Annotated in this window: 24 protein-coding genes and 2 tRNA genes; 19 read left to right on the top strand and 7 right to left on the bottom strand. The window is 66.9% G+C overall.

The window, feature by feature from the left end; genetic code table 11:
* Positions 1–32: 32 nt before the first annotated feature.
* The gene (locus B7L05_RS07255) at positions 33–884 is read right to left on the bottom strand and encodes a PadR family transcriptional regulator (protein WP_256926647.1); all 852 of its coding nucleotides are present in this window, start codon (positions 882–884) and stop codon (positions 33–35) included.
* 92 nt (positions 885–976) lie between these two features.
* Between B7L05_RS07255 and B7L05_RS07250 the strand changes: the two genes are divergently transcribed.
* The 4 genes from B7L05_RS07250 to B7L05_RS07235 all read left to right on the top strand — a co-directional run bounded on the left by B7L05_RS07250 (position 977) and on the right by B7L05_RS07235 (position 4,633).
* Positions 977–2,296 (top strand): replication-associated recombination protein A, encoded by a 1,320-nt coding sequence (locus B7L05_RS07250; protein WP_085809826.1) that lies wholly within the window; start codon positions 977–979, stop codon positions 2,294–2,296.
* Complete coding sequence (locus tag B7L05_RS07245; RefSeq protein ID WP_256926665.1) at positions 2,202–3,683, top strand: serine hydrolase; 1,482 nt, start codon at positions 2,202–2,204, stop codon at positions 3,681–3,683. Before B7L05_RS07250 ends, B7L05_RS07245 begins: the two co-directional genes overlap by 95 nt.
* Before the next feature lie 8 nt (positions 3,684–3,691).
* The gene (locus B7L05_RS07240) at positions 3,692–4,540 is read left to right on the top strand and encodes a hypothetical protein (RefSeq protein ID WP_085809611.1); all 849 of its coding nucleotides are present in this window, start codon (positions 3,692–3,694) and stop codon (positions 4,538–4,540) included.
* A gap of 17 nt (positions 4,541–4,557) precedes the next feature.
* Positions 4,558–4,633 (top strand) — tRNA-Thr (locus B7L05_RS07235).
* Here the strand turns inward: B7L05_RS07235 and B7L05_RS07230 are convergent.
* On the bottom strand, positions 4,634–4,870 hold the full coding sequence (locus B7L05_RS07230; RefSeq protein ID WP_085809610.1) for a hypothetical protein: 237 nt from the start codon (positions 4,868–4,870) through the stop codon (positions 4,634–4,636).
* A 127-nt stretch (positions 4,871–4,997) separates the two neighbouring features.
* Here B7L05_RS07230 and B7L05_RS07225 point away from each other — a divergent pair, with 127 nt between their 5' ends.
* The 10 genes from B7L05_RS07225 (at position 4,998) to B7L05_RS07180 (ending at position 14,520) form a co-directional block, all read left to right on the top strand.
* Complete coding sequence (locus B7L05_RS07225) at positions 4,998–5,693, top strand: endonuclease/exonuclease/phosphatase family protein (RefSeq protein ID WP_085809609.1); 696 nt, start codon at positions 4,998–5,000, stop codon at positions 5,691–5,693.
* Positions 5,693–7,975 carry a patatin-like protein gene (locus B7L05_RS07220; protein WP_085809825.1) on the top strand — a complete coding sequence of 761 codons (2,283 nt, stop codon included), beginning with the start codon at positions 5,693–5,695 and terminating at the stop codon, positions 7,973–7,975. Before B7L05_RS07225 ends, B7L05_RS07220 begins: the two co-directional genes overlap by 1 nt.
* A 55-nt stretch (positions 7,976–8,030) precedes the next feature.
* Positions 8,031–8,360, top strand: a complete 330-nt coding sequence (locus tag B7L05_RS07215; RefSeq protein WP_085809608.1) for a hypothetical protein — start codon at positions 8,031–8,033, stop codon at positions 8,358–8,360.
* Between the two features lie 3 nt (positions 8,361–8,363).
* The gene (pyrF, locus tag B7L05_RS07210) at positions 8,364–9,038 is read left to right on the top strand and encodes an orotidine-5'-phosphate decarboxylase (protein ID WP_085809607.1); all 675 of its coding nucleotides are present in this window, start codon (positions 8,364–8,366) and stop codon (positions 9,036–9,038) included.
* Positions 9,039–9,123: 85 nt separating this feature from the next.
* On the top strand, positions 9,124–9,759 hold the full coding sequence (locus tag B7L05_RS07205) for a phosphoribosylanthranilate isomerase (RefSeq protein WP_085809606.1): 636 nt from the start codon (positions 9,124–9,126) through the stop codon (positions 9,757–9,759).
* Positions 9,756–10,985: a tryptophan synthase subunit beta gene (trpB, locus tag B7L05_RS07200; protein WP_085809605.1), complete on the top strand. Its 1,230-nt coding sequence runs from the start codon at positions 9,756–9,758 to the stop codon at positions 10,983–10,985. The genes B7L05_RS07205 and trpB overlap by 4 nt, the downstream gene beginning before the upstream one ends.
* The gene (trpA, locus tag B7L05_RS07195) at positions 10,982–11,773 is read left to right on the top strand and encodes a tryptophan synthase subunit alpha (protein WP_085809604.1); all 792 of its coding nucleotides are present in this window, start codon (positions 10,982–10,984) and stop codon (positions 11,771–11,773) included. The genes trpB and trpA overlap by 4 nt, the downstream gene beginning before the upstream one ends.
* Entirely contained in the window at positions 11,770–12,630 is an 861-nt protein-coding gene (gene accD, locus B7L05_RS07190; RefSeq protein WP_085809603.1) for an acetyl-CoA carboxylase, carboxyltransferase subunit beta, read from the top strand. The genes trpA and accD overlap by 4 nt, the downstream gene beginning before the upstream one ends.
* A 54-nt stretch (positions 12,631–12,684) precedes the next feature.
* A complete protein-coding gene (locus B7L05_RS07185; protein WP_085809602.1) occupies positions 12,685–14,025 on the top strand; it encodes a folylpolyglutamate synthase/dihydrofolate synthase family protein in 1,341 nt (446 codons plus the stop codon).
* A 63-nt stretch (positions 14,026–14,088) separates the two neighbouring features.
* A complete protein-coding gene (locus B7L05_RS07180) occupies positions 14,089–14,520 on the top strand; it encodes a DUF6628 family protein (RefSeq protein ID WP_179187147.1) in 432 nt (143 codons plus the stop codon).
* Between the two features lie 13 nt (positions 14,521–14,533).
* Here the strand turns inward: B7L05_RS07180 and B7L05_RS07175 are convergent, their stop codons facing one another.
* From B7L05_RS07175 to B7L05_RS07155, 5 genes are all read right to left on the bottom strand, one after another.
* Entirely contained in the window at positions 14,534–15,877 is a 1,344-nt protein-coding gene (locus B7L05_RS07175) for an MFS transporter (protein WP_085809601.1), read from the bottom strand.
* Between the two features lie 179 nt (positions 15,878–16,056).
* A tRNA-Asp gene (locus tag B7L05_RS07170) sits at positions 16,057–16,133 on the bottom strand.
* A gap of 33 nt (positions 16,134–16,166) precedes the next feature.
* Positions 16,167–17,402, bottom strand: coding sequence for an AI-2E family transporter (locus B7L05_RS07165; protein WP_085809600.1), 1,236 nt, complete (start codon positions 17,400–17,402; stop codon positions 16,167–16,169).
* A gap of 53 nt (positions 17,403–17,455) precedes the next feature.
* Positions 17,456–18,193, bottom strand: coding sequence for a Crp/Fnr family transcriptional regulator (locus tag B7L05_RS07160; protein ID WP_085809823.1), 738 nt, complete (start codon positions 18,191–18,193; stop codon positions 17,456–17,458).
* Between the two features lie 34 nt (positions 18,194–18,227).
* Positions 18,228–19,925: a class I adenylate-forming enzyme family protein gene (locus B7L05_RS07155; protein ID WP_085809822.1), complete on the bottom strand. Its 1,698-nt coding sequence runs from the start codon at positions 19,923–19,925 to the stop codon at positions 18,228–18,230.
* Positions 19,926–20,095: 170 nt separating this feature from the next.
* Between B7L05_RS07155 and B7L05_RS07150 the strand changes: the two genes are divergently transcribed.
* The 5 genes from B7L05_RS07150 to B7L05_RS07130 all read left to right on the top strand — a co-directional run bounded on the left by B7L05_RS07150 (position 20,096) and on the right by B7L05_RS07130 (position 26,422).
* A complete protein-coding gene (locus B7L05_RS07150) occupies positions 20,096–21,319 on the top strand; it encodes a serine hydrolase (protein ID WP_085809599.1) in 1,224 nt (407 codons plus the stop codon).
* A 73-nt stretch (positions 21,320–21,392) separates the two neighbouring features.
* Positions 21,393–23,423, top strand: a complete 2,031-nt coding sequence (locus B7L05_RS07145) for a 3-hydroxyacyl-CoA dehydrogenase NAD-binding domain-containing protein (RefSeq protein WP_085809598.1) — start codon at positions 21,393–21,395, stop codon at positions 23,421–23,423.
* A 91-nt stretch (positions 23,424–23,514) separates the two neighbouring features.
* Positions 23,515–24,840: an amidase family protein gene (locus B7L05_RS07140; RefSeq protein ID WP_085809597.1), complete on the top strand. Its 1,326-nt coding sequence runs from the start codon at positions 23,515–23,517 to the stop codon at positions 24,838–24,840.
* Positions 24,837–25,241: a VOC family protein gene (locus B7L05_RS07135; RefSeq protein WP_085809596.1), complete on the top strand. Its 405-nt coding sequence runs from the start codon at positions 24,837–24,839 to the stop codon at positions 25,239–25,241. The genes B7L05_RS07140 and B7L05_RS07135 overlap by 4 nt, the downstream gene beginning before the upstream one ends.
* The gene (locus B7L05_RS07130) at positions 25,238–26,422 is read left to right on the top strand and encodes an acyl-CoA dehydrogenase family protein (protein ID WP_085809595.1); all 1,185 of its coding nucleotides are present in this window, start codon (positions 25,238–25,240) and stop codon (positions 26,420–26,422) included. Before B7L05_RS07135 ends, B7L05_RS07130 begins: the two co-directional genes overlap by 4 nt.
* Positions 26,423–26,438 lie beyond the last annotated feature (16 nt).

Here is a 26,438-nt window from a genome sequence, read left to right as displayed (position 1 = left end):
CGCGGCGCGTCGCAGCGCCGCGCCATTGCCGATCACGCGATGTCGGCGATCTTCTTAGCGCTGTCGTCGATCAGCGCAGCGATCTGCTGAACGATCTGATCGTCGGCTTTGCCGCGGTCAAGCCGATCCTGCACAGCAGATCGCAGCTTCATCATCGCGCGCCGCACCGTCATGCCGCCACCTTGCTGATGGCGCTCGCCGAACGTCGACAACCGCGCCATGAGCTTGCCCACGGCGTCGCCGTTTTCGTCAAGATGCGCACGCCCCGCATCGGTGATGGTGAAGCGCTTGCGGCCTTCGCCATCCTCCGCACTGGAAACATGACCGATTTCGGTCAGCATCGTCAGCGTGGGATAGATCACACCGGGCGAAGGCGCGTAACCGCCACTCGTCAGCTCCTCGAGCGACTTGATGACGTCATACCCGTGGCGCGGCTCCTCGCCGATCAGCTTGAGCAGGACGAGCCGCAGTTCGCCCGGATCGAACATGCGCTTACGCCGCTGCGCCACGCCCGCCTGGCCCGGACGCTTCTGCCCCTGCCCGGCGCCGACTCGCGCACGACCCGCGCCTGCCATGCCGGCCGCCGCACCCGCCTTAGCCGCGCCGCCGCCAGCGTTCCGACCCGGCCCGCGGCCAAGCCCCATCGCACCCGCCTTGGCGCCCGCGCCCGCGCGCGCGGCAGCCCCTGCGCCCGTACCGGCGCCGGCACCTCCCCTGGGCCCGCGACCCATGCGATTCGCAGTACCCGCCATGCCCGCACCGGCATTGCCCGCTCGGCCGCCGGCACGCGGTCCGCCGGGACGTGCTCCGCCCGCGCCCACACCCGCGCCTGCCCCGCCGAGCCGTCCGCCGCCGCGCGGCGTATCGCCTGTTTCGTCGCTCATGTTCGTCTCCTTAGTTGCATCCAAGATATATCTTAGCGCACCGTTTTCAATCCCGTTCTATGAATATCGCTGCCGTCGCCTATCTTCCGACGATGGCCGATCTCTTCGCCGCGCTCGAACCGCCTTTGCCGCCGCCGGCATCCGACGCCCCGTTGGCGGATCGGCTACGTCCGGCGGATCTCGCTCAGGTCGTCGGCCAGGAGCATCTGACCGGTCCCGAGGGCACGATCGGCCGGATGGTGGCGGCCGGCCGCTTGTCGTCGATGATCCTGTGGGGGCCGCCCGGCACCGGGAAGACGACGATCGCGCGGCTGCTCGCCGCAGCGGTGGATCTGCGCTTCGTCGCGATCTCTGCGGTATTCTCCGGTGTCGCCGATCTGAAGAAGGCGTTCGCCGAGGCGCGCGACGCGGCGCGTTCAGGCAGGCGCACCTTGCTGTTCGTTGACGAGATCCATCGTTTCAATCGCGCGCAGCAGGATGGCTTCCTCCCCTATGTCGAGGATGGCACCGTGACGCTGGTCGGCGCGACGACGGAGAATCCCTCGTTCGAGATCAACGCGGCGCTGCTCAGCCGGGCGCAGGTACTGATCCTGCGGCGGCTCGACGAGGCGGCTTTGGCGGAACTGATCGCCCGTGCCGAGGCGGCGGTCGGACGCGCCTTGCCGCTCGATCAGGCAGCCCGCGATGCCCTGATCGCCAGTGCCGACGGCGACGGCCGTTTCCTGCTCAATCAGGTCGAAACGCTGTTCTCGGTCGACATCACCGTACCGCTCGATCCGGCCGGCCTGTCCGCCTTTCTGCAGCGCCGCGTCGCGGTGTACGACAAGGATCGCGAGGGGCATTACAACCTGATCAGCGCGCTGCACAAGGCGATGCGCGGCTCCGATCCGCAAGCGTCGCTCTACTACCTTGCCCGAATGCTGACGGCCGGCGAAGAGCCGCTGTACGTCCTCCGGCGGATCACACGCTTCGCCAGCGAGGACATCGGGCTCGCCGATCCGCAGGCGCTGCAACAGTGCCTCGCCGCCAAGGACGCCTATGAGTTCCTCGGGTCGCCTGAGGGCGAACTCGCGATCGTGCAGGCGTGCCTCTATTGCGCGACGGCCCCCAAATCGAATGCTGCCTACACCGCGATGAAGGCAGCGTGGCGCAGCGCGCGCGAGACGGGGTCGCTGATGCCGCCCGCCGCGATCCTGAACGCGCCGACGAAGCTGATGAAGGATATCGGCTACGGCAAGAATTACGCCTATGACCATGACGATGCAGATGGTTTCTCCGGCGCTCGCTACTGGCCCGACGGCCTTTCCCCGCAATCCTATTACACGCCAACCGGGCGCGGCTTCGAACACCGCATCGCGGAGCGGATGGCGCACTGGGACGATCTGCGCGCTGCTAAGAACAGCGGCGGTTAGCCTCGCAGCGACCTGGGTAGCGACGCCGGCCTCGGCGCAGCAGATCGCAGCCGAGACGTCGACGTCGTACCAGCATGCTCTCGCCGCCGGCTACAAGGCACTCACCCTGTGCGAAGGCATCTTCGCCGCAGGCCGCAGCGAGGCACAGATCGCAGGGGTCGAGCTGCGCGGCATCTACCCCGAATATGACGCGATCGTGCCGCGGCTGCGCGCCACGGTTGATCGCTCGCGCCGCACCGTTACCGTTCCGTTCGGCGCCGATCTGCCGCCGCGCCGCGCCGACTGGCGACCGCGCGTCGGTTGCGTCTTGGCGCCGATCGGTCAGCCGGCGCGGCCAGGCTCTGTCCGGCCGGCGGACGCGAAGACGCCGCTCGGCCCCGATCCGCGGAACTGGCCGCTGGGTGATGCCGGCATCGCGCCGCGCCCCTCCCCCGCCCTCGCGGCGACGATCCAGCGCGCGTTCGATCGGACGAGCTTTGGCAAGGGCGAGACGATCGGCGTCATTGTGATGCGCGACGGGAAGATCATTGGCGAGCGCTATGCCGACGGCTTCGGCCCGTTCGTGCCCAACCGCACCTGGTCAGTCGCCAAAAGCATCGCGGGTACGCTGACGGGCATTGCGGTGCGTGACCTGCGGATCGATCCTAAGCGACCAGCCTCCGTGCCGGAATGGCGCGCGCCCGGCGATCCGCGCCAGTCGATCACGCTCGACAACCTACTGCGGATGAGCTCGGGCCTGCACAGCGATCACTATGGCAACCGCACCGACGCGCTGTATTTCGGCGGGACGACGGTCACCGAGCAGGCGACCGCATGGCCGATCGAGGTGAAGCCCGGCACCCGCTTCCGCTACGCCAATAACGACATTCTGCTCGCCATCCGTGCCATCCGTGGCGCGTTCAACGACGACGCGCGATACGCCACCTGGCCGACCTCTCAGCTTTTCGCCCCTTTGGGAATGGCCCACACGACCGCCGGAACCGACTGGCGCGGCAACTTCATGCTGTCGAGCCAGGTTTGGACAACGGCGCGCGATCTCGCGCGGCTCGGCCAGTTCTGGCTGCAGGACGGGGTGTGGCAGGGCAAGCGTCTGCTGCCCGCCGGGTGGATGCGCTACATGACCACACCGGCGGGGCCGCAGCCGCCGAGCGGGCCCGGTTATGGCGCGACGCTGTGGCTCTTTGGGCCTGGTCAGCAGCTGCCCGCCGGAAGTTATTCCGCACAGGGCAATCGCGGCCAATATGTCATGGTCGTGCCGTCCGAACGCCTGGTCGTCGTGCGGCGCGGCGAGGATCCGGGCACCGCGCGGTTCGACATCGCGCGCTTCACTGCCGACGTAATCCGCGATCTGGGTCCGTCGCCCGTCATCACGCGGCAAAGCCCCTGACCGCAGCGGTGACCCATGCCGAGCAATTCGCCGCGATCGACTGGTCGGGTGCCAAGGGAAATGCGCACAAGGGGATTGCGGTCGCGATCTGCGCGGTGGGATCGGACGCGCCGCAACTCGTCTCGCCGCCCGGCCGCTACTGGTCGCGCCGTGCCGTTCTCGACTGGCTTGTGGACCGGGCGCACGAGCCACTGCTGATCGGCATCGACTGCAGCTTCTCCGCGCCCTTTGTTACGCGCGGTGCGCACCTGCCGGGCGAAACGACGACGGCTAGCGCGCGCGAACTGTGGGCCTATGTCGATGCGCACAGCAGCGACGACGATATCGGCGCCGCGTCCTTTCTCGATCAAAGGCGCGGCACGCACTTCTACCTTGGCGCGGCAGACGGGGTGAAGCGCGATTTCCTGCACTGGCGTATGTGCGAGCTCGTGACGGAAGGCGCCACCAAGCCGACTTCGGTCTATGACGCGATCGGGGCGGCGCAGGTGGCGAAGGCGAGCTTCGCCGGCATGCGGCTGCTTCACCATCTCGCCGGCCGTGTCCCGGTGTGGCCGTTCGATCCGCGCCCGGACACCGGCGCCCTACTGGTCGAGATCTACACCACCATCGCGGCGCGTGCCGCCGGGGTGCCGCGTGGACGCAGCAAGCTGCGATCGGCCGAGGCGCTCGATCAGGCGCTTGCCGCACTCGGCAGCGCACCCCACGTCTCGCTGTCAGCGTACGACGATCACGCTACGGACGCCATCCTAGCCGCCGCCTGGCTCCGTGCTCATACGAACGATCAGGCGTTGTGGAACCCGCCGGGGCTCACCGAAGCGGTCAGACGAACAGAAGGCTGGACCTTCGGCGTCGGCTGACGCATGGCACGCCCAGCGCCGGTTTAGCTCAGCTGGTAGAGCAGCGGTTTTGTAAACCGAAGGTCGCGGGTTCGATTCCTGCAACCGGCACCATCAGCGCTTGCGCGAGGGCGGGGCGAGCCGCCGGGCCTCCGCCTCGCGATGCGCAGCGATCAGCGTGCGGATGTACCGCCACCGTCGTTGTTCGAACGAGCCGAAACGCGCAATGCCGAGGCGACGATCGACATATCCCATCGGATCGTCGGCATGGTCGCCGATCACCTGACGCGCCCTGATCTTCGCTTCGGTGCGCCATCGATCCGACGCTCCGGTAAAATAATCCAGCCGCACTGTTGTCTCCACCCAGCTTGCCCATCGGCCCCTATCACCAGCCTAGCGCACTAGCATCGGCCCGGTGACTGTCTTCCCAACTGTGGCTCGCGGCAACCAGCCAGCCGCGACGGCGTTTCCTGTCACAATGATCCGGGTGGCGAGCTATAACATGCGCAAGGCGATCGGCACTGATCGCCGCCGCAACCCCGAACGTATCCTTGAAGTATTGCGCGAGATCGACGCCGATGTGATCGCGCTTCAGGAGGCCGATCGCCGCTTCGGCGCGCGCGCGGCGGTGATCACCCCGCACCTTCTCGACGAGCATAGCGACTGGAAGGCGATCGCCTTCGGCATGCGGAACGGTTCGATGGGGTGGCATGGCAACGCGCTGCTCGTCCGCAAATCGTCGACCGTGCTCGATTGCCAGACGATCCACCTTCCCGCGCTGGAGCCACGCGGGGCGGTGTCGGCCGACCTAAAGGTCGGTGACGTCACGCTGCGCGCGATTGGCATGCACCTCGACCTGTCGGGGCTCTGGCGGCGCAAACAGGCCGCTGCGGTGCTCTCGCACGTCGAGGGGTGTACGCGGCCCTGCGAGACGGTGATGATGGGCGATCTCAACGAATGGACTCGCGCGGCCGGATGCCTGCGCGATTTCGCGCGCGACTACGCCTTCGCCGATACCGGGCCCAGCTTCCACGCGCGGCGGCCGGTGGGTCGGCTCGACCGCATCATGGTGTCGTCCGGGCTAAGGATCGTCGACTGCGGCGTGCACATGACCGCGGCGGCGCGCAAGGCCAGCGATCACCTGCCGATCTGGGCCGACCTGTCGCCCGCATGATGCGCGAGATCGAACTGCGGCTCGCGCTCGTCTGCTACGGCGGCATCAGCCTCGCCGTCTACATGCACGGCATCACAAAGGAGGTATGGCACGCCGCGCGCGCCAGCCGCGCCAGCCACGAAGGTACGCCGCTAACGGGCAGCGCACAGGTCTACGCTGCGCTGCTCGACAGCATCGCCGAGGATGGTGCGGCGCGTCTACGCCTCCTCCCCGATATCATCGCCGGCGCTAGCGCGGGCGGGATCAACGGCATCTTCCTCGCGCAGGCGCTCAGCGCCGGCCAGTCGCTCGATCCGCTGACCGACCTGTGGCTCGAGCGCGCCGATGTCGAGGCATTGATCGCACCCGACGCAGCGCCGGCGTCGCGCCTGTCCAAGGCGTGGGCGATTCCGATCGCCTGGATGGCGGCGGGACGAAGCGCGGACAAGCTCGAGACACTCGACGAACAGACGCGCGACGAAGTGCGGGCCAAACTTTCGCATTTCGTCCGCTCGCGCTGGTTCGAGCCGCCGTTCGACGGCCCCGGCTTCACCGCGATGCTGCTCGACGCATTCGACGCGATGGCCGCCGCCCCGCGCGGCCCACGCCTGCTACCCGACGGGCAACCGCTCGACCTGTTCGTCACCGTCACCGACTTCACCGGCCATCCCGAACGGCTCGAACTTCATTCGCCCGCCGAAGTCGTCGAGACCGAGCACCGCGTCGTGCTGTCGTTCAGTGATCACGGTATGGTGAGCGACAGCTTGGCGCCTATACCCGAACTCGCCTTTGCGGCGCGCGCGACATCGAGCTTCCCCGGTGCCTTCCCTGCCTTCACCGTCGCCGAGCTCGACGGCGTTCTTGCCGATCGCGATGGAAACTGGCCATCGCGTCGCGAGTTTCTGCGCACCGCCCTGCCGCGCCATGCCGCCGCCAATGCCGCGGAGAAGGCCGTGCTAATCGACGGGTCGGTGCTGGCCAACGCGCCGTTCCGCCCGGCGATCGACGCGCTCGAGCAGCGCCCGGCGCGGCGTCAAGTCGATCGCCGGTTCGTCTACGTCGATCCCTCGCCCGGCATGAAGTTCCGCCTGACGAGCGGGGGTGATGCGCCGCCCGGCTTCTTCCAGACGATCCTCGGCGCGATCAGCGAGCTGCCGCGCAAGCAGCCGATCCGGGACAATCTTGAGGCGATCGCCGCACGTTCGCGCCGCATCGAGCGGATGCGCGCGATCACCGCTGCGATCCGCCCGCAGGTCGAGAGCGAGGTCGAGGCGCTGTTCGGCCGCACCTTTTTCCTCGATCGGCCAACCGCCGCGCGGCTCGTTGCGTGGCGTCGGCGTGCGCAGATCGCCGCTGCCGAGCGCGCCGGCTTCAGCTATGCCGGATATGCGCATCTCAAGATCAATGGCGTCATCGAGACAGTCACCGCGCTGCTCCACGCCATCGGCGGTGAGCCGGGGCCCGAGCGGTGGCGCGGCATCCGCACACGGATCGAGGCGGCGTTGCTCGTACGCGGCTATGACGAGGCGCAGCCGTCCGATGCATCGAGCGACGCGTCGATCGCATTTCTGCGCACCTTCGATCTCAATTTCCGCATCCGCCGCCTCCGCCTGCTCGCCCGCCGACTGGTCGAGCTCGAAGGCGAGCATGACGAGGCGGCGCTGCGCCCGATCCGCGACGCGATCTATCAGTCGCTGTCGGCGTATCTCGACTGCAAGCTCGCCTCGAGCCACAAGCGACTGCGCAGCGCCGTGCGGCGGCGGGGCGGCGATATGTCGGCATTGCTCGATCGCCTCGCCGCATCGATGGACCTGAGCCGCCTCGATGCTGAAACCGACGAACGTCTCGCCGCTGCGCTCGCCGCGTTGCCCCGTCACCCGCGACGCGCCCTGCTGCTGCGCTACCTCGGCTTTCCCTACCTCGACCTCGCCACGCTGCCGCTGCTGCAAGGCGAAGGGATCGACGAATATGATCCGATCAAGGTCGACCGTATCTCGCCCGATGACGCGACGGCGATCAGGAGCGGCGGGGCGGAAGCGACGTTGAAGGGCATCCAGTTCAGCAACTTCGGCGCGTTTTTCAGCCGCGCCTATCGCGAGAATGATTATCTCTGGGGCCGACTGCACGGCGCCGAGCGTATGATCGACATCATCGTCTCCGCGCTGCCGGCCGACATGCGGTTGCGGCCGGGCCGGGTGGCGGCGGCGAAGCGCGCGGCGTTCGTTGCGATCCTCGACGAGGAAGAGCCGCGCCTGTCGACCGCGGCCGCGCTGATCGCGCAGCTGCGCACCGAAATCGGCTGAGGCTGGCCAAAACCGTCCATCGGCGATAGCGTGGCGGCATGGCGGAGCGTTATTGATGCAGTTCCTGAAGATCCTTTTCTGGGCGCTGATCGCCTTCGTCGCCGCGGTCTTTACCTTCGGCAATTGGAAGTGGGTGCCGATTCAGCTGTTCGGCAACCTCGTGGCGGAAGTGAATCTGCCGCTGCTGCTGCTGGTGACCTTTCTCCTCGGCTTCGTGCCGACCTTCCTTTATCAGCGCACGATCCGTTGGCGGCTGCGACAGAGGCTTAGCGTTGTGGAGCGCTCGGTTGCCGATCTGCGATCGTCGGCGGTGACCGACGTTGCCGTGGCGCCAGCCCCGCCTCCGGTAGCCGCGCCGATCGCGGTGCCGCCAGGGGTCGCCTGAACGATGTCGAACCGCATCTACGTCGCGCTCGACACGCCCGATCTCGACCGCGCCAAGGCAATTGCGACGCGCATTCGACACCACGTCGGCGGAATCAAGTTGGGGCTAGAGTTCTTCGCCGCTAACGGCCGCCACGGCGTGCGAGAAATGGCGGAGCTCGGCCTGCCCGTGTTTCTCGACCTCAAGCTGCACGATATTCCTAATACGGTCGCCAAGGCGGTGCAGGCGCTTCGCGGCTTGGCACCAGCAATCCTCACCGTCCACGCGGCCGGTGGGCGCGCAATGCTGGAAGATGCCAAGGCGGCAGCCGCGACGGGAACCAAGGTGGTCGCGGTGACGATGCTGACCAGTCTCGACGAGGGCGACCTGCGCTCGACCGGGGTGAGCGGCAGCGCGCACGATCAGGTGCTGCGGCTGACCGAGCTGGCCATGGCATCGGGCATCGACGGTATCGTCTGTTCGGGCGCGGAGGTCGCGGCGGCGCACCGGATCTGGCCCAAAGGGTTCTTCGTCGTCCCCGGCGTGCGCCCGGCAGATGGTGAGGTCGGCGATCAGAAGCGCGTCGTCACCCCGCGCGAGGCGCTCGATGGCGGTGCCTCGATCGTCGTGATCGGACGACCGATCACCCAAGCCGACGATCCCGATGCCGCCGCACGGGCGATCGCTGCGACGCTTTAGCGCGATGCTTGCGGCCGCGCGCGTGTCGGCGCATGGCGACCGGCATGTGCGAGATTGCTAGAAAACCGGCGGGTCGGGTGGGTCGATGACGCAGGCAAAAGTCTGCGGCTTGTCGACGCATCCGACGGTCGCGGCGGCGGTGTCGAATGGCGCGCGGCACCTTGGCTTCGTCTTTTTCCCGCCCTCGCCGCGCGCGGTCGGCTTCGAACAGGCGTCCGACCTGTGTCGCGCGATACCGGGCCATGTCGGGCGCGTCGGCGTCTTCGTCGATCCTGACGACGAACTGGTCGAGCGAGCGATCGCCGCAGCTGGCCTCACCGCTCTTCAAATCCACAAGGCCGCGCCCACCCGCGTTGCGCATCTTCGTCGTACGACCGGGCTTGAAACCTGGGCCGCGATCGCGGTGAAGACGCGCGCCGACGTCGCGCAGGCCGCGGCTTATGACGGGGCGGCAAGCGCGATCCTGTTCGATGCGAAGACACCTGACGATGCCACCCTTCCCGGCGGCATGGGGATCCGCTTCGACTGGTCGCTGCTGGACGGTTACCGACACACGATGCCCTGGGGCCTTTCCGGCGGCCTCGATGCCGGGAACGTCGCCGAGGCAATCCGCCGCACCGGCGCGCCTCTAGTTGATGCTTCGTCCGGGCTCGAGACCGCGCCGGGCATCAAGGACGTGGACAAGATCGCCGCCTTCCTGCAATCGGTCGCCGCATCATGAACGCTCCGAATACCTTCCGGGCCCAGCCCGACGATCGCGGCCATTTTGGCGATTACGGCGGCCGCTACGTGGCCGAGACGCTGATGCCGCTGATCCTCGATCTTGAGCGCGAGTATCGCGCGGCAAAGGCCGATCCCGCGTTCCAGGCGCAGTTCGACGATCTGCTCGAACATTATGTCGGCCGTCCTTCCCCGCTCTACTACGCCGAGCGGTTGACCGAGGCGCTGCGGCGTGACGCGGACGATAGGAAGGGTGCGGAAGTCTGGTTCAAGCGCGACGAGCTCAATCACACCGGCGCGCACAAGATCAACAATTGCATCGGCCAGATCCTGCTCGCGATCCGGATGGGCAAGACGCGGATCATCGCTGAGACGGGCGCGGGCCAGCATGGTGTCGCGACCGCGACGGTCTGCGCACGCTTCGGCCTGCCGTGCGTCATCTACATGGGCGCGAAGGACGTCGAGCGACAGCAGCCCAACGTCTTCCGTATGAAGCTGCTCGGCGCGGAGGTGCGTGCGGTGACGTCGGGCGCGAACACGCTCAAGGACGCGATGAACGAGGCGATGCGCGATTGGGTCGCCAACGTCCACGATACCTTCTACATCATCGGTACCGCCGCGGGCCCGCACCCCTACCCCGAGCTTGTCCGCGATTTCCAAAGCGTGATCGGCCGGGAGGCGCGCGAGCAGATGCTCAAGCGTACCGGGCGCCTCCCCGACCTGCTCGTCGCGGCGATCGGCGGCGGATCAAATGCGATCGGCCTCTTCCATCCGTTCCTCGACGATGCATCGGTGGCGATGCTCGGTGTCGAAGCAGCCGGCGAAGGCCTCGACCGGCGCCATGCGGCCAGCCTTGCGGGCGGTTTTCCCGGCGTGCTCCACGGCAACAAGACGTATCTGCTGCAGGACGACGATGGGCAGATCGCCGAGGCGCATTCGATTTCGGCGGGGCTGGATTACCCCGGCATTGGCCCGGAACATGCGTGGCTGAAGGACATCGGGCGCGTTACCTACACCGCCGTCACCGATGACGAAGCGCTCGACGCGTTTCAGCTTCTCTGCCGTACCGAAGGCATCATCCCCGCGCTCGAACCGTCGCACGCGATCGCGGCGGTGACGCGCAAGGCGCGCGACATGGGCCGCGACGAGATCATCCTCGCCAACCTGTGCGGGCGCGGTGACAAGGACATTTTCACCGTCGCACATGCGCTAGGCGTCGCAATATGAGCCGGCTCGCGGCGGCGTTCGGCCAGGGCCGGCCTGCGCTCGTCACCTTCGTGACGGCGGGTGATGGCGATACCGGCGCCGTCCTCGACGCGCTCGTCGCGGGCGGCGCGGACGTGATCGAACTCGGCATGCCGTTCACCGACCCGATGGCGGACGGCCCGGCAATCCAGGCGGCGAACATCCGCAGCCTCACGGCGGGCACGACGACCGCGGACATTCTGGCGATCGCGCGGGGCTTTCGCGCGCGCCATCCCGCCGTACCGCTCGTGCTGATGGGTTACGCCAACCCGATGCTTCGCCGCGGTGCCCGCTGGTTCGCCACGGCAGCACGCGATGCCGGCGTCGACGGCGTGATTTGCGTCGACGTGCCCCCGGAGGAAGACGACGCGCTCGGGCCGGCGCTGCGCGATGCGGGGATCGATCCGATCCGCCTCGCTACGCCGACAACCGATGCGGCACGCCTGCCGCAGGTGCTGAACGGGGCGTCGGGCTTCCTCTACTACGTCTCCGTCGCCGGGATCACCGGGTTGCAGCAGGCGGCACAGGCCTCGATCGTCGACGCGGTGGCACGATTGAAGGCGTCGACGCAGTTGCCGATCGCGGTCGGCTTCGGCGTCCGCACGCCAGATCAGGCCGCGGCGATCGCGCAGGTGGCGGACGGCGTCGTCGTCGGTTCGGCGATCGTCGAGCTCGTCGCCGCGCACGGCGCGGATGCGCCGCAGCACGTCCGCGCTTATGTTGAGAGCTTGGCGGCCGCCATCCGCGCCGCGCAGAAGGAAGACGCATGAGCTGGCTTTCCAGCGTTCGCAACGCTTTGTCCTTCGTCGTTCCCACGACCAAGGAAACGCCCGACAATCTCTGGCACAAGTGCAAGGGCTGCGGCGCGATGATCTTCACCAAGGAGTGGGAGGAGAACCTCTCCGTCTGCCCGACGTGCGACCATCATGGGCGGATCGGCCCGGCGGCGCGGTTCGAGCAGCTGCTCGACGCCGGTAGTGCGGAGATCCTGACGCCGCCGAAGGCTGCGGAAGACCCGCTCAAGTTCCGCGATTCGAAGCGCTACGCCGATCGGCTTAAGGCGGCGCGGACCGAGACGGGCGAGCAGGACGCGTTCGTCAACGCCCGCGGCCGGATCCACGATCGCCGCGTCGTGATCGGCGTACAGGACTTCGCGTTCATGGGCGGCTCAATGGGTCAGGCGGTCGGCGAAGCCTTTGTCCAGGGCGTCGAGGCTGCGATCGCCGATCGCGCGCCCTACGTTGTCTTCACCGCGAGCGGCGGCGCGCGCATGCAGGAGGGCATTCTGAGCCTGATGCAGATGCCGCGCAGCACCGTCGCGATCCAGATGCTGCACGATGCCGGGCTGCCGTACATCGTCGTGCTGACCGATCCGACGTCGGGCGGCGTCATGGCAGCCTATGCGATGCTCGGCGACATCCACATCGCCGAGCCGCGCGCGACGCTCGCCTTCACCGGTCGCCGGGTGATCGAGAGCACGATCCGCGAGAAGCTGCCCGAGGACTTCCAGACCAGCGAATATTATCTCGAGCACGGACTGATCGACATGGTCGTCCACCGCAAGGATCTGCGCGACCAGCTTGCAACGGTGATCGGCTATCTGTGCGGGGAGCGGAAGGCGGCCTAGCCTCCCTCGCCTGCACAGCACGCCGGGGCGTGTCGAACTAGAGCAGCTGAGCTGATGCCCGATCACGCGATCTCGACCGACGCCGCGGTGCAGCGGCAACTCGACCGTCTATGGTCGCTATCGCCCGGCGCCGATGTGCTTGGGCTCGGCCGCATCACCGCGCTGCTCGACCGGCTCAACAATCCGCAGGATCGGTTGCCGCCGGTGTTCCACGTCGCGGGCACCAACGGCAAGGGTTCGACCTGCGCGTTCCTGCGCGCGATCCTCGAAGCCGACGGACGCCGCGTTCACGTCTACTCAAGCCCCCATCTCGTCCGCTTCAACGAGCGTATCCGCGTGGCCGGCACGCTGATCGACGACCCGACGCTGGCGGCGCTGCTTGAAGAAGTGCTCGACGCAGGGGGCGATCTCGGCGCCAGCTTTTTCGAGGTGACGACCGCCGCCGCCTTCCTATCCTTCTCGCGCACGCCGGCCGACGCCTGCATTGTCGAGGTCGGGCTCGGCGGGCGGCTCGACGCGACCAACGTCGTCCATCCGCTGGTGACGGGGATCGCAGGTCTCGGCATTGATCATGAGGCATTTCTACTTGCCGAGGAAGCAGGCACGCCGGTTGAGCCGATGGCGCGCATCGCGTTCGAAAAGGCCGGGATTGCCAAGCCTTGCGTACCGCTCGTGACGCAGCGCTATTCGGACGTCCCCGCCGCCTCAATCGCTGCCGTAGCCCGCGAGCGCGGCGCACCGCTGATCGCCGAAGGCAGCGACTGGCACGTCGCAGAGGGTGCCGAGACGCTCACCTACGCCGATACCAGCGGACGATTGGCGCTTCCCCTGCCATCGCTCCTTGGGCCGCATCAGGCACACAATGCCGGCCTCGCGATCGCGATGTTTCGCCAGCAGCAGATCGTTTGTGTTCAAGACGAGGCGTTCGGGCGGGGCCTACAGATAGCGCACTGGCCGGGTCGGCTTCAGCGTTTGCGGCCTGGGCCGCTCACTGCCCTCCTGCCGCACCCGCCGGCGAGAGGAATATGGCTCGACGGCGCACACAACGAATCGGCCGCCGCCGCCATAGCCCTTGCTTGGCCCGTGGGGCGGTCCACGGTCGTCATTCTCGGTATGCTCGCCAACAAGGATGCCGCGGGTGTCCTGAGCCATCTTACCCGCATCGCACGGGAGGTTCACGTCATCGCCATTCCCGTGCCGCGCCACGCCCATCACGATCCCGTCGCACTCGCCCACCTGGCACGGAGCGAGGGAGCGGCATCGGCGCTGGCGGCATCTTCGATCACCGAAGCGATGCGTCTCGTCGATACCCTCGCCGTAGATCGTGTGCTGATCGCCGGATCGCTCTACCTTGCCGGCGAAGTGCTCGCCGCGAACGACGAGATCCCGACCTAACGAAAGTTGCGATTGACTTGCAATAGCGCATGGGCATGATTGGTTACGTCGAAGGAGTGACCCATGACCATGCCGGCTACCATCAGCCTCAGCGCCCTGCCGCATTCGCTTCCCGCCTGCCCCAACGCGCGGCTTTCATTGTTCGCGATCCGGCGGATGGGCGGTCACGGCCTCGCCGATGCGCGCGCGGCACACGCCTTGTTCACGGCGTTCGGCGAGGGCTTTCGGCGGCCGCTGATGCTGATCCGCGCGCTGATGGCCGATATGGCCGGCGCGGCGGCCAATCCGATCGCGATCGCGCCGTGCTGCTGCCCGCGCGTGACGCATGCCGAAGACGCGCTACTGACGGTCCTGAGCCGCGTGGAGACCGCGCCGGAGGCAGCGCGCTTCTTGCTCGGCGACATGCTCGGCTTGCGCCGGGTCGACGGCGTGTTGGCTAGCGCCGCCGCCGTCGCGGTGGCCTTTGCCGACGGGGGGCGGCCGATCTGCGCCTGAGCGTTCGGGTGGGTTAGCGCGCGTCCGCGTCCGCCGCCCGCTCGCCGGCGCCAGCCGGCACCTGCCGGGCGCGATCGACCACGAATCCGCGCTTCCACAACACCCACAGCAGCGCCAGCCCCGGCAACGCCACGATCATCGTCACCACCCAGAATCCGACCCAGCCATAGGCTTCCGCGACATAGCCCGACGGCGTCGACAACCACGTCCGCCCCACCGCGGCGAAGGACGTCAGCAGCGCGAACTGCGTCGCGGTATAGGCGAGATTGGCGAGGCCGGACAGATACGTCGCGAACACGGTAAGGCCAATCCCGCTCGTCACCTGCTCCGTCGCCACCGCGATGAACAGCCAGGTGTTCGAATGGCCCTTCGCGGCGAGGATCGCGAAGGTGACGTTGGACAGCATCATCAGCACCCCCGACACGAACAGCGCGCGCCCCATGCCCAGCCACGCGAGGAACGGCGCCCCGAGCGCGGTACCGAGCAGCAGCCCCCACAACCCGACGACCTTGTTGATCGCAAGGAACTCGGTGTCCGAGAAGCCAAGCTCGACGATCATCGGGTTGAGCATGCCCTGCCCCATCGCGTCGCCGAGCTTGTAGATCAGCACGAACAGTAGGATCAGGACCGCGCCGCGCCGCCGGAAGAACTCGCGGAACGGGCTGACGACCGTGTTGGCGAACCATCCGGCGCGATCGCGCGGCACGGCCTTCTCATGCAGCCCCGGCCCGGCCCATATCGCGGCGAGGATGGCCGGCAGCACGCACAGCGCCGTCAGTCCGTATCCCAGCGCCCAGCCGAGCCCGAAGCCTTCCGACGACGCCAGCGCGATCGTGCCCACGCCGGCGATGAAATTTCCGGTGCGATAGCCGAACTGGTTCATCGCGGTGCCATGCGCGAGTTCGGCGTCAGGCAGGATCTCGATGCGGTACGCGTCGATCACGATGTCCTGTGTCGCCGACAGGAAGGCGGTGGCAATCGCCCAGAAGGCGAAGACACCGAGATGCAGCTCGGGCTGGCTCGCGCCCAGCATCCACACCGAGACGAAGAGAAGCGCCTGGACGACGAACAGCCACGCCCGGCGCTGCCCGACAAGCGCGGTCAATCCGGGCAGGCGGATGCGATCGATCAGCGGCGCCCACAGGAACTTCAGCGTATAAGGCGTCGTCAGCCCGATCGCGAAGCCGATCGTCTTCTTGTCGATGCCGACCTTCGCCAGCCAGAAGGTCATCGTGCCGAGCAGCAGCGTCAGCGGAAAGCCGCTCGATATGCCGAGCAGGAATGCCGCGACCGGCCGCGGCCTGAGGTACGGCGCCACCGTCGCGCCGAACCCGCCCCGCGCCACTGCATCGGCCATGATACGCAAACTCCCGCCGCCCCGACGCCCAAACCCTAGCGGCTAAATCGTTTGAGGTAAGCCCCTGCGGGAGCCCGATCAACGACGCGCTGTAGATGCAACGAGACACGCCGTACGCATCGAAAAGGCATGTTCAATTGAAGATTTGACCACCAAATGCGCCACCCTTTGGTAAAGGGTGGCGCGAGTGACGGGGCTCGAACCCGCGACCTCCGGCGTGACAGGCCGGCGCTCTAACCAACTGAGCTACACCCGCGTAGATCGCTTGGATCATCGTGGAGGCGCGCCACTATGCGACCGGCGCGGGGCTGTCAACGCTCGATCCGTCGGTTTTTTCGCTTCTGGCGAAACGGCCGCGTGTCGGCCGCACCAACGTGCCGTGTTCGAACAGGAAGCCGGCGATGTCTGGCTTGCCCGCCGCGTTGATGATCGTCTGGATGATGATCAGCAGCGGCACGGCGAGTAGCGCACCGACGGTGCCCCACACCCATCCCCAGAAGCTGAGCGAGACGAGGATCATCACCGGATTGATCGTGAGCCGGTGCCCGACGATCAGCGGCGTCACGACGTTCGCCTCGAACAGGTGCAGGCCGTACATGATCGCGGGCGCGGCAAGTGCGGTCCAGATGTCGGAAAATGTCATCAGCCCGCCGACCGCGACGAGCACCGCAGCGATCACCGGCCCGAAATAGGGAATATAGTTGAACAGCGCGACGATCCCGCCCCACATCAGCGGGAACGGCATGCCCAGCAGATGAAGCGCCCCGGCGGTAACCAGCCCGAGGACGATGTTGATCGCGGTGATCGTGCCGAGATAGCTCGACACGTCGTCAACGACGTCCTGAATGACGCGCGCTGTCGCCATCGCGCCACCGAAGCTCTCTCGGTTTGTGATCAGCTTCTTGCGAATCGCCGTCCACCCCGAGAGGAAGAAGAAGGTAACGAGAACGGCGTAGAGGACCTGAATGATGACCGCGGGGGCGGAGGTCGCGGCGAGTTCGAGAATCGAGCTTGGCGGCGATACCGCGGCGGTTGCCGGCTGGCGGACGGGCGTCGACGCGAGCTGGCGGAGCGTCCGGTTCGCGTAGCGTTCAAGGTTCGAATACAGATCAAGTAGCGGCGCCAGATTGTCCTGGATGCGCCCGATCCGCGACGGCAGCAGCTGGAAGAAGTCGGTCGCCGGCACGACGATCGCCGCGAGTGCGACATTGGCGGCGACAAGGAAGAGCAAGACGCAGAAGAGCGCCGAGATCGCCGAGGGTATGTGTCGCGCTTCCAGCCACTCGAGCAGTGGGATCAGCGCGATCGACACGACGAGTGCGGTCGTCGTCGGCACGAAGAACTCGGCGCCGGACTTGAGCGCGAAAGGCAGCCCGACCGTCAGCCCGGCACCCGCAATCAGCGTCAAGGCGGCGAGCAGTCGATCGCGGCGCAGCGCGATGCGTGGATCTTCCGGCGGTAGATCGGCCGATGGCGCGATCACGGGCGGTAGCGGCGGTGGGCCCGAGGGCGGAGTTTCGGCCATGCAACGATGCTAGCCGCGCTTGTTTCGCGCCGCCAGCGCGCGTTACGCCGGGATCATGCCGCCATCTGACCCTGCCAAGGCCCGTCCTGCAGATAGAGGTAGCTCGAATCGAACTCGCTGACGCGCGCGAGCCGTTCGAGATCGGCGATATCGACCATCCCGCGGCTGACCGCCGCGAGGCCATCTTCGCGCAGCCGGCGAACCACGCGATTGACGTGGACGCTGGTCAGGCCGCACGCCTCGCCGATATCCTGCTGCGTCATCGGCAGCGCGAACTTGCCGCCCTCTGCGCGCCCGATCGCTTGCATGCGGCCGTGCGTCTCGCACAGGAAGTGCGCGAGCCGCCCGACGGCATCGAGCCGGCCGATGCGGAATATCCACTCGCGGTGCATCGCCGCATCGAGGAGCGTGCTGAACCACAGCATCTTTGCCAAATGCGGATGCGACGCCATGATCTCGTCGAGCCGCTCGTGCGGGACATAGGCGAGCGTCGCCTCGGTGATCGTCGCGATATCGTGATCGATGATTCGCGTGGGATAGCCGTGCAGGTCGACGAAGTCGCCGGGCACCTGATAGGACAGGATCTGGCGGTAGCCGTCGCGCGCATCCATGTAGCGGCAGACATAACCGTCGATCAGTAGCGTGCTCTGCCGCAATACCTCGCCGCGCCGCGACAGCACGCGCCGCGCCGGTAGCGTCTCGGTCCGTTCGATCGCGCGTTCCAGGATCCCGAGCTCTTCCTCCGACAATTCGGAACGACGCCGTCCGCGCAGGAAATCTCTGGTTCGCACGATCAATCCCTTTTCGTTACGCGCTTGCAACGCTTCAGGCGGCGGCGCGATCCTCGAAATACGATTTCAGATCGCGCTTGAGGATCTTGCCGTTGGCGTTGCGCGGCAGCATCTCATCGCAGAAGCGGATCGCGACCGGCACCTTGAACGCCGCGAGCCGGTCGCGCACCCACTGCTGCAGTTCCGCCTCGCTCGCGGTCGTACCCGGCGCGAGATGCACCACCGCCGCCGGTTCCTCGCCCAGCGTGCGGTGCGGAATGCCGATCAGCGCACAGTCGGTGACGGCGGGGTGATCGTAGAGGACGTTCTCCACCTCGCTCGAATAGATGTTCTCGCCGCCACGTATTACCATGTCCTTGGCGCGATCGACGATGAAGCAAAATCCTTCCTCGTCGAGCCGCGCAAGGTCACCGGTCCTCACCCAGCCGTCGACGAACGTCGCCGCGGTTGCGTCGGGCTTGTTCCAATATCCCTTCACGATCATCGGCCCGCGCGCCCACAGCTCGCCGACCTCGCCCGCCGGAAGCTCGTGCTTGCCGTCGGCATCCATGATCTTGAGATCGGCCACCGCCACCGCCGGGCCGCAGCTCTCCGGCCGGTTGATGTAATCCTCGCCCGAGTGCGTCGTGACCGTCGCCGTGGTCTCGGTCATTCCCCAACCGTTGCCGGGCGCGGACTTGAGTTCGCCCGCAATCTTGCGCACGAGCTCGGGTGCCGACGGCGCGCCGCCGTAGCCGATCGTCTCCAGGCTCGACAGGTCGTAGCGGTGGCGCTCGGGATGCTCGAGCAGCTGCCACGCGATCGTTGGCACGCCGCCGGTCGAGTTAACCTTCTCGCGTTCGATGATCTCCATCGCGCGGACGGCTTCGAACTTGCGCATGTAGATGATCGTGTGTCCGCCCGCCATCGACCCCATCAGCCCGGCGGACAGGGCGGTCGCGTGGAACAGCGGGATCACCGTCAGCGCGACCTTCGGCGTCGGCTCGGGCAAAGGATCGCCGCGACGCAGGATCGTGCGCGCGGCGGCATAGCCCGTCGACAGAATGTTGGTCATGAAGTTGCGGTGCGTGCCCAGCGCGCCCTTCGGCTTGCCGGTGGTGCCGCTGGTATAGAGGATCGTCGCGTCGTCATCGGGTAGCAGGCCGACCACGGGCAGGTCGCCCGCCGGGAGCCCCGCCCAATCGTGCGGTGTCCCTATTACGTCCTCCAGCCTCTCGGCGCCGCCGAGTGCGCTCGCCGCGCGGCTGACAAGGACACGCTCCAAGGTTGGCAGCGTATCGCGCAGCGGCGCGATCCGCTGCCACCGCTCCTCGTCGGCGATCAGCACCCTGGCGCCGGAGTCGGCGAGACCGTAGGCAAGCTCCTCACCCGTCCACCACGCGTTGAGCGGCACCGCAATCGCGCCGAGCACGGTGGTGGCGAAGAAAGCGACGATCCATTCGGGCAGGTTGCGCATCGCCACCACGACGCGGTCACCCTTCCCCACCCCGCCGGCGGCGAGATCGGCGGCGAGCGTCGCGATCGCGCGGAACTGCGCGTCGTAGCTCACGCGCTCGTCCTCGTAGATCGTCGCGAGCCGATCGCCATGGGTACGCGACAAGGCGACCAGCGCAGCCATATGCGGCGGCGCGTTCTTCCACACGCGCGTCGGCACGCCGCGAATGTCGATCGTTTCCATCTCGAACTTGGCCCCGGGCGCGGTAAGCGCCGCTTCGGCTTGCTTGACGGTCATCGCGGGCCACGATGCGGCCGAAGGTTGCGTCGCCACAGCGATCCTCTCTTGAGCTTTTGAGTCGAACGACTGGAAAGTCGAACAAGCGGAAGCCGCATGTTAGGATTGATTCTGCCGCCGCTCAAGCGATAGGGAAGTCGCGGAATTAGAAACGGGGGTACGGAGGGGCCATGAAGATCGCGAGACCCGACAAGCACGGGTTCGACGGCAAGCGCCTGGCAGCCATCGATACGTTCCTGAAAGAGCGGTACCTCGATACAGGCAATTTGCCGCACACTCAGCTGCTCGTCGCGCGCGATGGCGAAATCGTCCACTTCTCGTCGCAAGGATCCGCGCGCGAGGGCGGCGGCAAGACGATCGACGAGGGCAGCATCTTCCGCATCGCCTCGATGACGAAGCCGATCACCTCCGTCGCGTTCATGATGCTGGTGGAGGAGTGCAAGGTCGCGCTCGATACCCCCGTCCATCACGTGCTGCCCGAATTCAAGAAAGTCGGGGTCTATGCCGGCGGCGGCGCGGGCGTGCCGTTCATGACGAAGCCGACCGACGAGCCGATGCGGATGGTAGATCTGCTGCGCCATACCTCGGGCCTCACCTACGGCTTCCAGAACCGGTCGAACATCGATGCCGCGCACCGCGAGCTGAAGCTCGAGAACTGGCACGGCAACCACGATCTCGACAGCTTTGTCGCCGCGCTCGGCAAGCTGCCGCTCGAATTCTCGCCGGGCACCAGCTGGAATTATTCGGTTTCGACCGACGTGCTCGGCGCCGTCGTGCAGCGCGTGTCGGGCATGACGCTGCCGCAATTCTTCGAACAGCGCATCTTCACGCCGCTCGGCATGAACGACACCGGCTTCACCGTTCCCGCCGACAAGCTCGACCGGCTGGTGGACTGCTACACGCTCGTGCCCGGCAAGGGGCGCGTGATGTTCGACCGCGCGAGCGAGAGCATGTGGTCGACGCCGTTCAAGCTCGTTTCGGGTGGCGGCGGCCTCGTCTCTACCGCGCTCGATTACCAGAAGTTCTGTCAGATGTGCCTCAATGGCGGCGAACTCGGCGGCGTGCGCCTGCTCGGTCGCAAGACGATCGAGCTGATGACGCAGAACCATCTGCCCGGCGGGGCGGATCTCTCCGCGATGTCGAAGTCTTTGTTCAGCGAGACGCAGAACGCCGGCACCGGCTTCGGCCTCGGCTTCGCCGTCACGATCGACACCGCGCGCTCGATGATGCCGGGCAGCGTCGGCGAATATTACTGGGGCGGGATGTTCTCGACCGCCTTCTTCATCGATCCCGTCGAGCGCGTGACGATGGTGTTCATGACCCAGCTGTCACCCAGCATGATCTATCCCATCCGCCGCGAGCTCAAGACGATGATCTACTCGGCCATGACCTGAAACCATCGCTCTCGCCGGCCGACTACGGCTGCGCGCGGTGCGACCCTGACGATCTGATTGGAGACTTACCCACATGACCTCCCCCGTCCGCTTCGAACGCCACGACGATGTCCTCGTCATCATCTCCGATTCGCCGCCGGTGAACGCGCTCGGCGCGGGGGTGCGCGACGGGCTGAACGAGGGCGTGAGCCAGGGGATCAACGATCCCGCGATCAAGGCGATGGTGATCCGCTGCGACGGCAAGACGTTCTTCGCTGGCGCCGACATCACCGAATTCGGCAAGCCGCCCAAGGGTGCATCGCTCCACGAAGTCATCAACATGATGGATTCGAGCGAGAAGCCGATCGTCGCGGCGATTCACGGCACCGCGCTGGGCGGCGGCTGCGAAGTCGCGCTCGCCTGCCACTATCGCGTTGCCGTCCCCTCGGCGGTGATGGGGCTGCCCGAAGTCAAGCTTGGCCTGCTGCCGGGCGCGGGCGGTACGCAGCGCCTGCCGCGCATCGTCGGCGTGAAGGCCGCGCTCGAGATGGTCGCGATCGGCGATCCGATACCAGCGAAGAAGGCTGCCGAGGTCGGCCTGGTCGACCGCGTTGTCGGCGAGGACAGCCTGGAGGCCGATGCGATCGCGTTCGCGCGCGAAGTCGCCGACAAGAAGCCGATCCCGCGCGTGCGCGACAAGACAGTGGCGCCCGATCCCGACGCGGTCGAGGCGTTCAAGAAGCAGCATGGCCGCAAGATGCGCGGCTTCGATGCGCCGGCGGCGAACATCGCCTGCGTGGTCGCGGCGAGCGAACTGCCGTTCGACGAGGGCATGAAGTTCGAACGCGCCGAGTTCGTTAAGCTGATGGAGGGCACGCAGTCCGCTGCGCAGCGCCACCTGTTCTTCGCCGAGCGCCAGGCCGCCAAGATCGACGACGTCGATCCCAAGACGCCGCTTCGCCCGATCAACAAAGTCGGCGTGATCGGCGCCGGCACGATGGGCGGCGGCATTTCGATGAACTTCCTGTCCGCCGGCATCCCCGTCACGATCGTCGAAATGCAGCAGGAGGCGCTCGACCGCGGCACCGGCGTGATGCGCAAGAATTACGAGGCGTCGGCCGCCAAGGGGCGGATCAAGCCCGACGCGCCGGAAAAGGCGATGGGGCTCGTTACCCCGACGCTCAACCTAGAGGACCTCGCCGACTGCGATCTCATCATCGAGGCGGTGTACGAGAACATGGACGTCAAGAAGGAGCTGTTCACTAGGCTCGACGCCATCGCGAAGCCCGGCGCGATCCTCGCGTCGAACACGAGCTACCTTAACGTCGACGAGATCGCCGCGGTGACGAAGCGGCCCGAGGACGTCGTCGGCATGCACTTCTTCTCGCCGGCCAACGTCATGCGCCTGCTCGAAGTGGTGCGCGGAGAGAAGACCGCCAAGGACGTGCTCGCAACCGTCATGGCGCTCGCCAAGAAGATCAAGAAGGTCGCGGTCGTTGCGGGAGTCTGCCACGGCTTTATCGGCAACCGCATGCTCTCGCCGCGGCAGATCGAGGCGAACAAGCTGTTGATGGAAGGTGCGACTCCGGCGCAGATCGACAAGGTGCACCTCGATTTCGGCATGCCGATGGGCCCGTTCCAAATGGCCGACCTCGCCGGCATCGACATCGGCTGGCACCGTGACCCGAGCCGCGTTGAAAGCATTCGCGACGCGCTCGCCGCCGAAGGACGCTGGGGCCAGAAGAAGAGCGCCGGCTATTACGACTATGACGAGAAGCGCAACGCGACGCCGAGCCCCCGCGCGCTCGAGATCATCGAGGATTTCCGCTCGAAGTCGAACCTGCCGAAGCGCGAGATCACTGATCAGGAAATCGTCGAGCGCACGCTATATCCGATGGTCAACGAGGGCGCGCTGATCCTCGACGAGGGCAAGGCGCAGCGCGCGAGCGACATCGATGTGGTATGGATCATGGGCTACGGCTGGCCGGTGTATCGCGGCGGCCCGATGTTCTGGGCGCAGCACGAAGTCGGCCTCAAGAAGATCGTCGAAGGGCTGGAGAAGCACGGCTTCAAGGTCGCCGACAGCCTCAAGAGCGCCGCCGAGAGCGGCACCGCGCTGAAGTGATCTGCCGCGGCACCGCACGATCGTCGCTGTCCGGGGTACGCCCCGGTCCACGCGCGATCGTGCGGCTGCCGGTTAGAGAAGGGACGGCTGCATGACCGAACGCACCGCGCTTGAAACCGCCGAGGCAATCCGCAGTGGCGCCACGTCGGCGCTTGCGGAGACCGAGGCGGCGATCGCGCGTATCGAAGAGCGCGACAGTGCGCTCAACGCGGTCGTCGTGCGTGACTTCGACCGCGCGCGCGAGGCGGCACGCGCGGTCGATGCTCGGATCGCCGACGGATTCGATGCGCCGCTGCTCGGCGTGCCGATGACGATCAAGGAAAGCTACGATGTCGCCGGGTTGCCGACGACGTTCGGCTTCGCCGAGCACCGTGACTTTGTCGCAGGCGAGGATGCCGTTGTCGTTCAGCGGCTGAAGGCGGCTGGCGCGGTTTTCCTCGGCAAGACGAACGTGCCGCCCGCCCTGTCCGATCTCCAATCGAACAATCCGGTCTACGGCCGCACCAACAATGCGGTGAACCCTGATCGCGTCGCGGGCGGGTCGTCGGGTGGGTCGGCGGTGGCGCTTGCCGCGGGCATGGTGCCGCTCGAATTCGGCTCCGACATCGGCGGCTCGATCCGCGTGCCGGCCGCGTTCAACGGCGTCTGGGGGCACAAGCCGACCTGGGGCGTGATCCCGACCGAGGGGCATTATTTTCCCGGTACGGACAGCGCACGTACCGTCCTGTCGGTGCTCGGCCCGTTGGCGCGCGATCCCGACGATCTCGAAACAGCGCTCGGCCTTGTCGCCGATCACCCGCTCGCCCCCGCCAAGCGGCACGGCGACGCTTGGCGCGTCCTGCTACTGACGAGCCACCCGATGGCGAGCGTGCAGCGCGCGATCGTCACCGCGCTCGAGACGCTCGGGCAGCGGCTCGCCGCGGAGGGTGCCGTGATCGACACGACGAGCAACGCAATGCCCGATCTCGAGCGCCAGCATGCCGGCTACTGGCAGATGCTCAACATCGCGATGTCGCGCCGCGCCACGCTGCCACCCGGCCAGGAGCCGCCGCCGCTCGAAAGCTGGTTCCACCTCCACGACGAGCAGGCGCGCATCCAGCGACAGTGGCGTCGTCTGTTCGATACCTATGACGCGGTGATCGCCCCCACCGTCGGGATGACCGCCTTCCCGCACGACGATACGCCGCTCGCCACCCGCCGGCTCGACGTCGACGGGCAGGACACGCAATTCTTCCACCAGTTCGCCTTTCCCGGCCTCGCCACCTTCCCAATGCTGCCCGCCACCAGCGTGCCGATCGGCCGCGATGCGGACGGAATGCCGATCGGCGTGCAGGTGATCGCCGACCTCTACGCCGACCGCACCGCGATCGCCGTGGCGCGCGCAGCGCACGACGCAGCCGTTGGTGACGCACGATGAGCGTCGGACGCATCCTGTTCGTCAAGCTTGTCGTGGCGGACCTCCCCTCCGCACTCGCTTTCTACGAACGGGCGTTCGGCTTCGTCGAGCGCAACCGTATCGTGCTGCCGGGAATGGAGGAGGTGATGATCGGCCTCCCCGACGATCCCTTCACGCTCGTCCTCTACCATCACACCGATGGTCGCGCGTTGGCGCCTGGTGATCAGCACGGCCCGCTCGGCCTTTCCACGCGCGACATCAAGGCGGCGTGGGACCGCGCGATCGCTGCCGGCGCCATCGCGGTCCGTCCGCCGCAAGAACTGCCCGGCATGCGCATCGCCTTCCTCGACGACCCCGAGGGACATACGCTAGAACTCATCCAGTACGTACGGGACCCATCCCGAAAAGGAGCGACCCAATGAGCGATCTCGAAACCTTCCGCAGCGAGACGCGGGCTTGGCTCGAAGCCAATTGCCCGCCCGAAATGCGCGAACCGATCCGCAGCGAGAAGGACAGCGTGTGGGGCGGCCGCGACCAGAGCGCGATGACGCCGGCGCAGAAACAGTGGATGGACGCCATGGGCGCCAAGGGCTGGACCGTGCCCGATTGGCCCAAGGAATATGGCGGCGGCGGCCTCTCGGCGGCCGAAACCAAGGTGCTGCGCGAGGAAATGGCGCGTATTCGCGCGCGCAACCCGCTTTCCTCGTTCGGCATCTCGATGCTCGGGCCGGCGCTGCTGAAATACGGCACCGAAGCGCAGAAGAAGGAGCATCTGCCCAAGATCGCGCGCGGCGAAATCCGCTGGTGCCAGGGCTATTCGGAGCCCAACGCCGGCTCGGACCTTGCCAGTCTCGCCACGTCGGCCGAGGACAAGGGCGATCACTTCCTCGTCAACGGCCAGAAGGTGTGGACCAGCTACGCCAACTACGCCGACTGGATCTTCTGCCTCGTCCGCACCGACAAGACGAACAAGCACAACGGCATCAGCTTCGTCCTGTTCGACATGCAGACGCCCGGCGTGTCGACCAAGCCGATCCTCCTCATCAGCGGCTACTCGCCCTTCTGCGAAACCTTCTTCGACAATGTGAAGGTGCCCAAGGAGAACCTCGTCGGCGAACTCAATAAGGGGTGGGACGTCGCCAAGTATCTGCTCGGGCATGAGCGCGAGATGATCTCGAACATGGGCCTCGGCGGCGGCGGCAAGAACCCGCTAATCGACGGCGCGATCGCCACGATTGGTCTCGACCACGATGGCCGGCTCGCCGATCCGCTGCTGCGCGCCAAGATCGCCGAGTTCGAGGTGCGCTCGAAGGCATTCGCGGCGCAGTCCGAGCGCTTCATCGACGAGCTCAAGGCCGGTCGCGCGCATCCCGCCCAGCCATCAATGATGAAATATTACGGCACCGAGCTCAACAAGTCGCGCCACGAGCTCATCATGGCATCGGGCGGCTCGGACACTCTCGAATGGGAGAGCGAGCGTTCGCGCGGCGGCGCCCCGGCGCGCGACTGGCTGCGCACCAAGGCAAATTCGATCGAGGGCGGCACCAGCGAGGTGCAGCTCAACATCATCTCGAAGCGCATCCTCGAGCTGCCAGGGGCCTGAACTTTTCCGTTCGGCC

It is taken from the genome of Sphingomonas sp. TZW2008 (assembly GCF_002117915.1).
Classification (GTDB): Bacteria; Pseudomonadota; Alphaproteobacteria; order Sphingomonadales; family Sphingomonadaceae; genus Sphingomonas.
The sequence above is the reverse complement of the archived record's forward strand: the minus strand, read 5'-3'. Positions and strand labels throughout refer to the sequence as shown.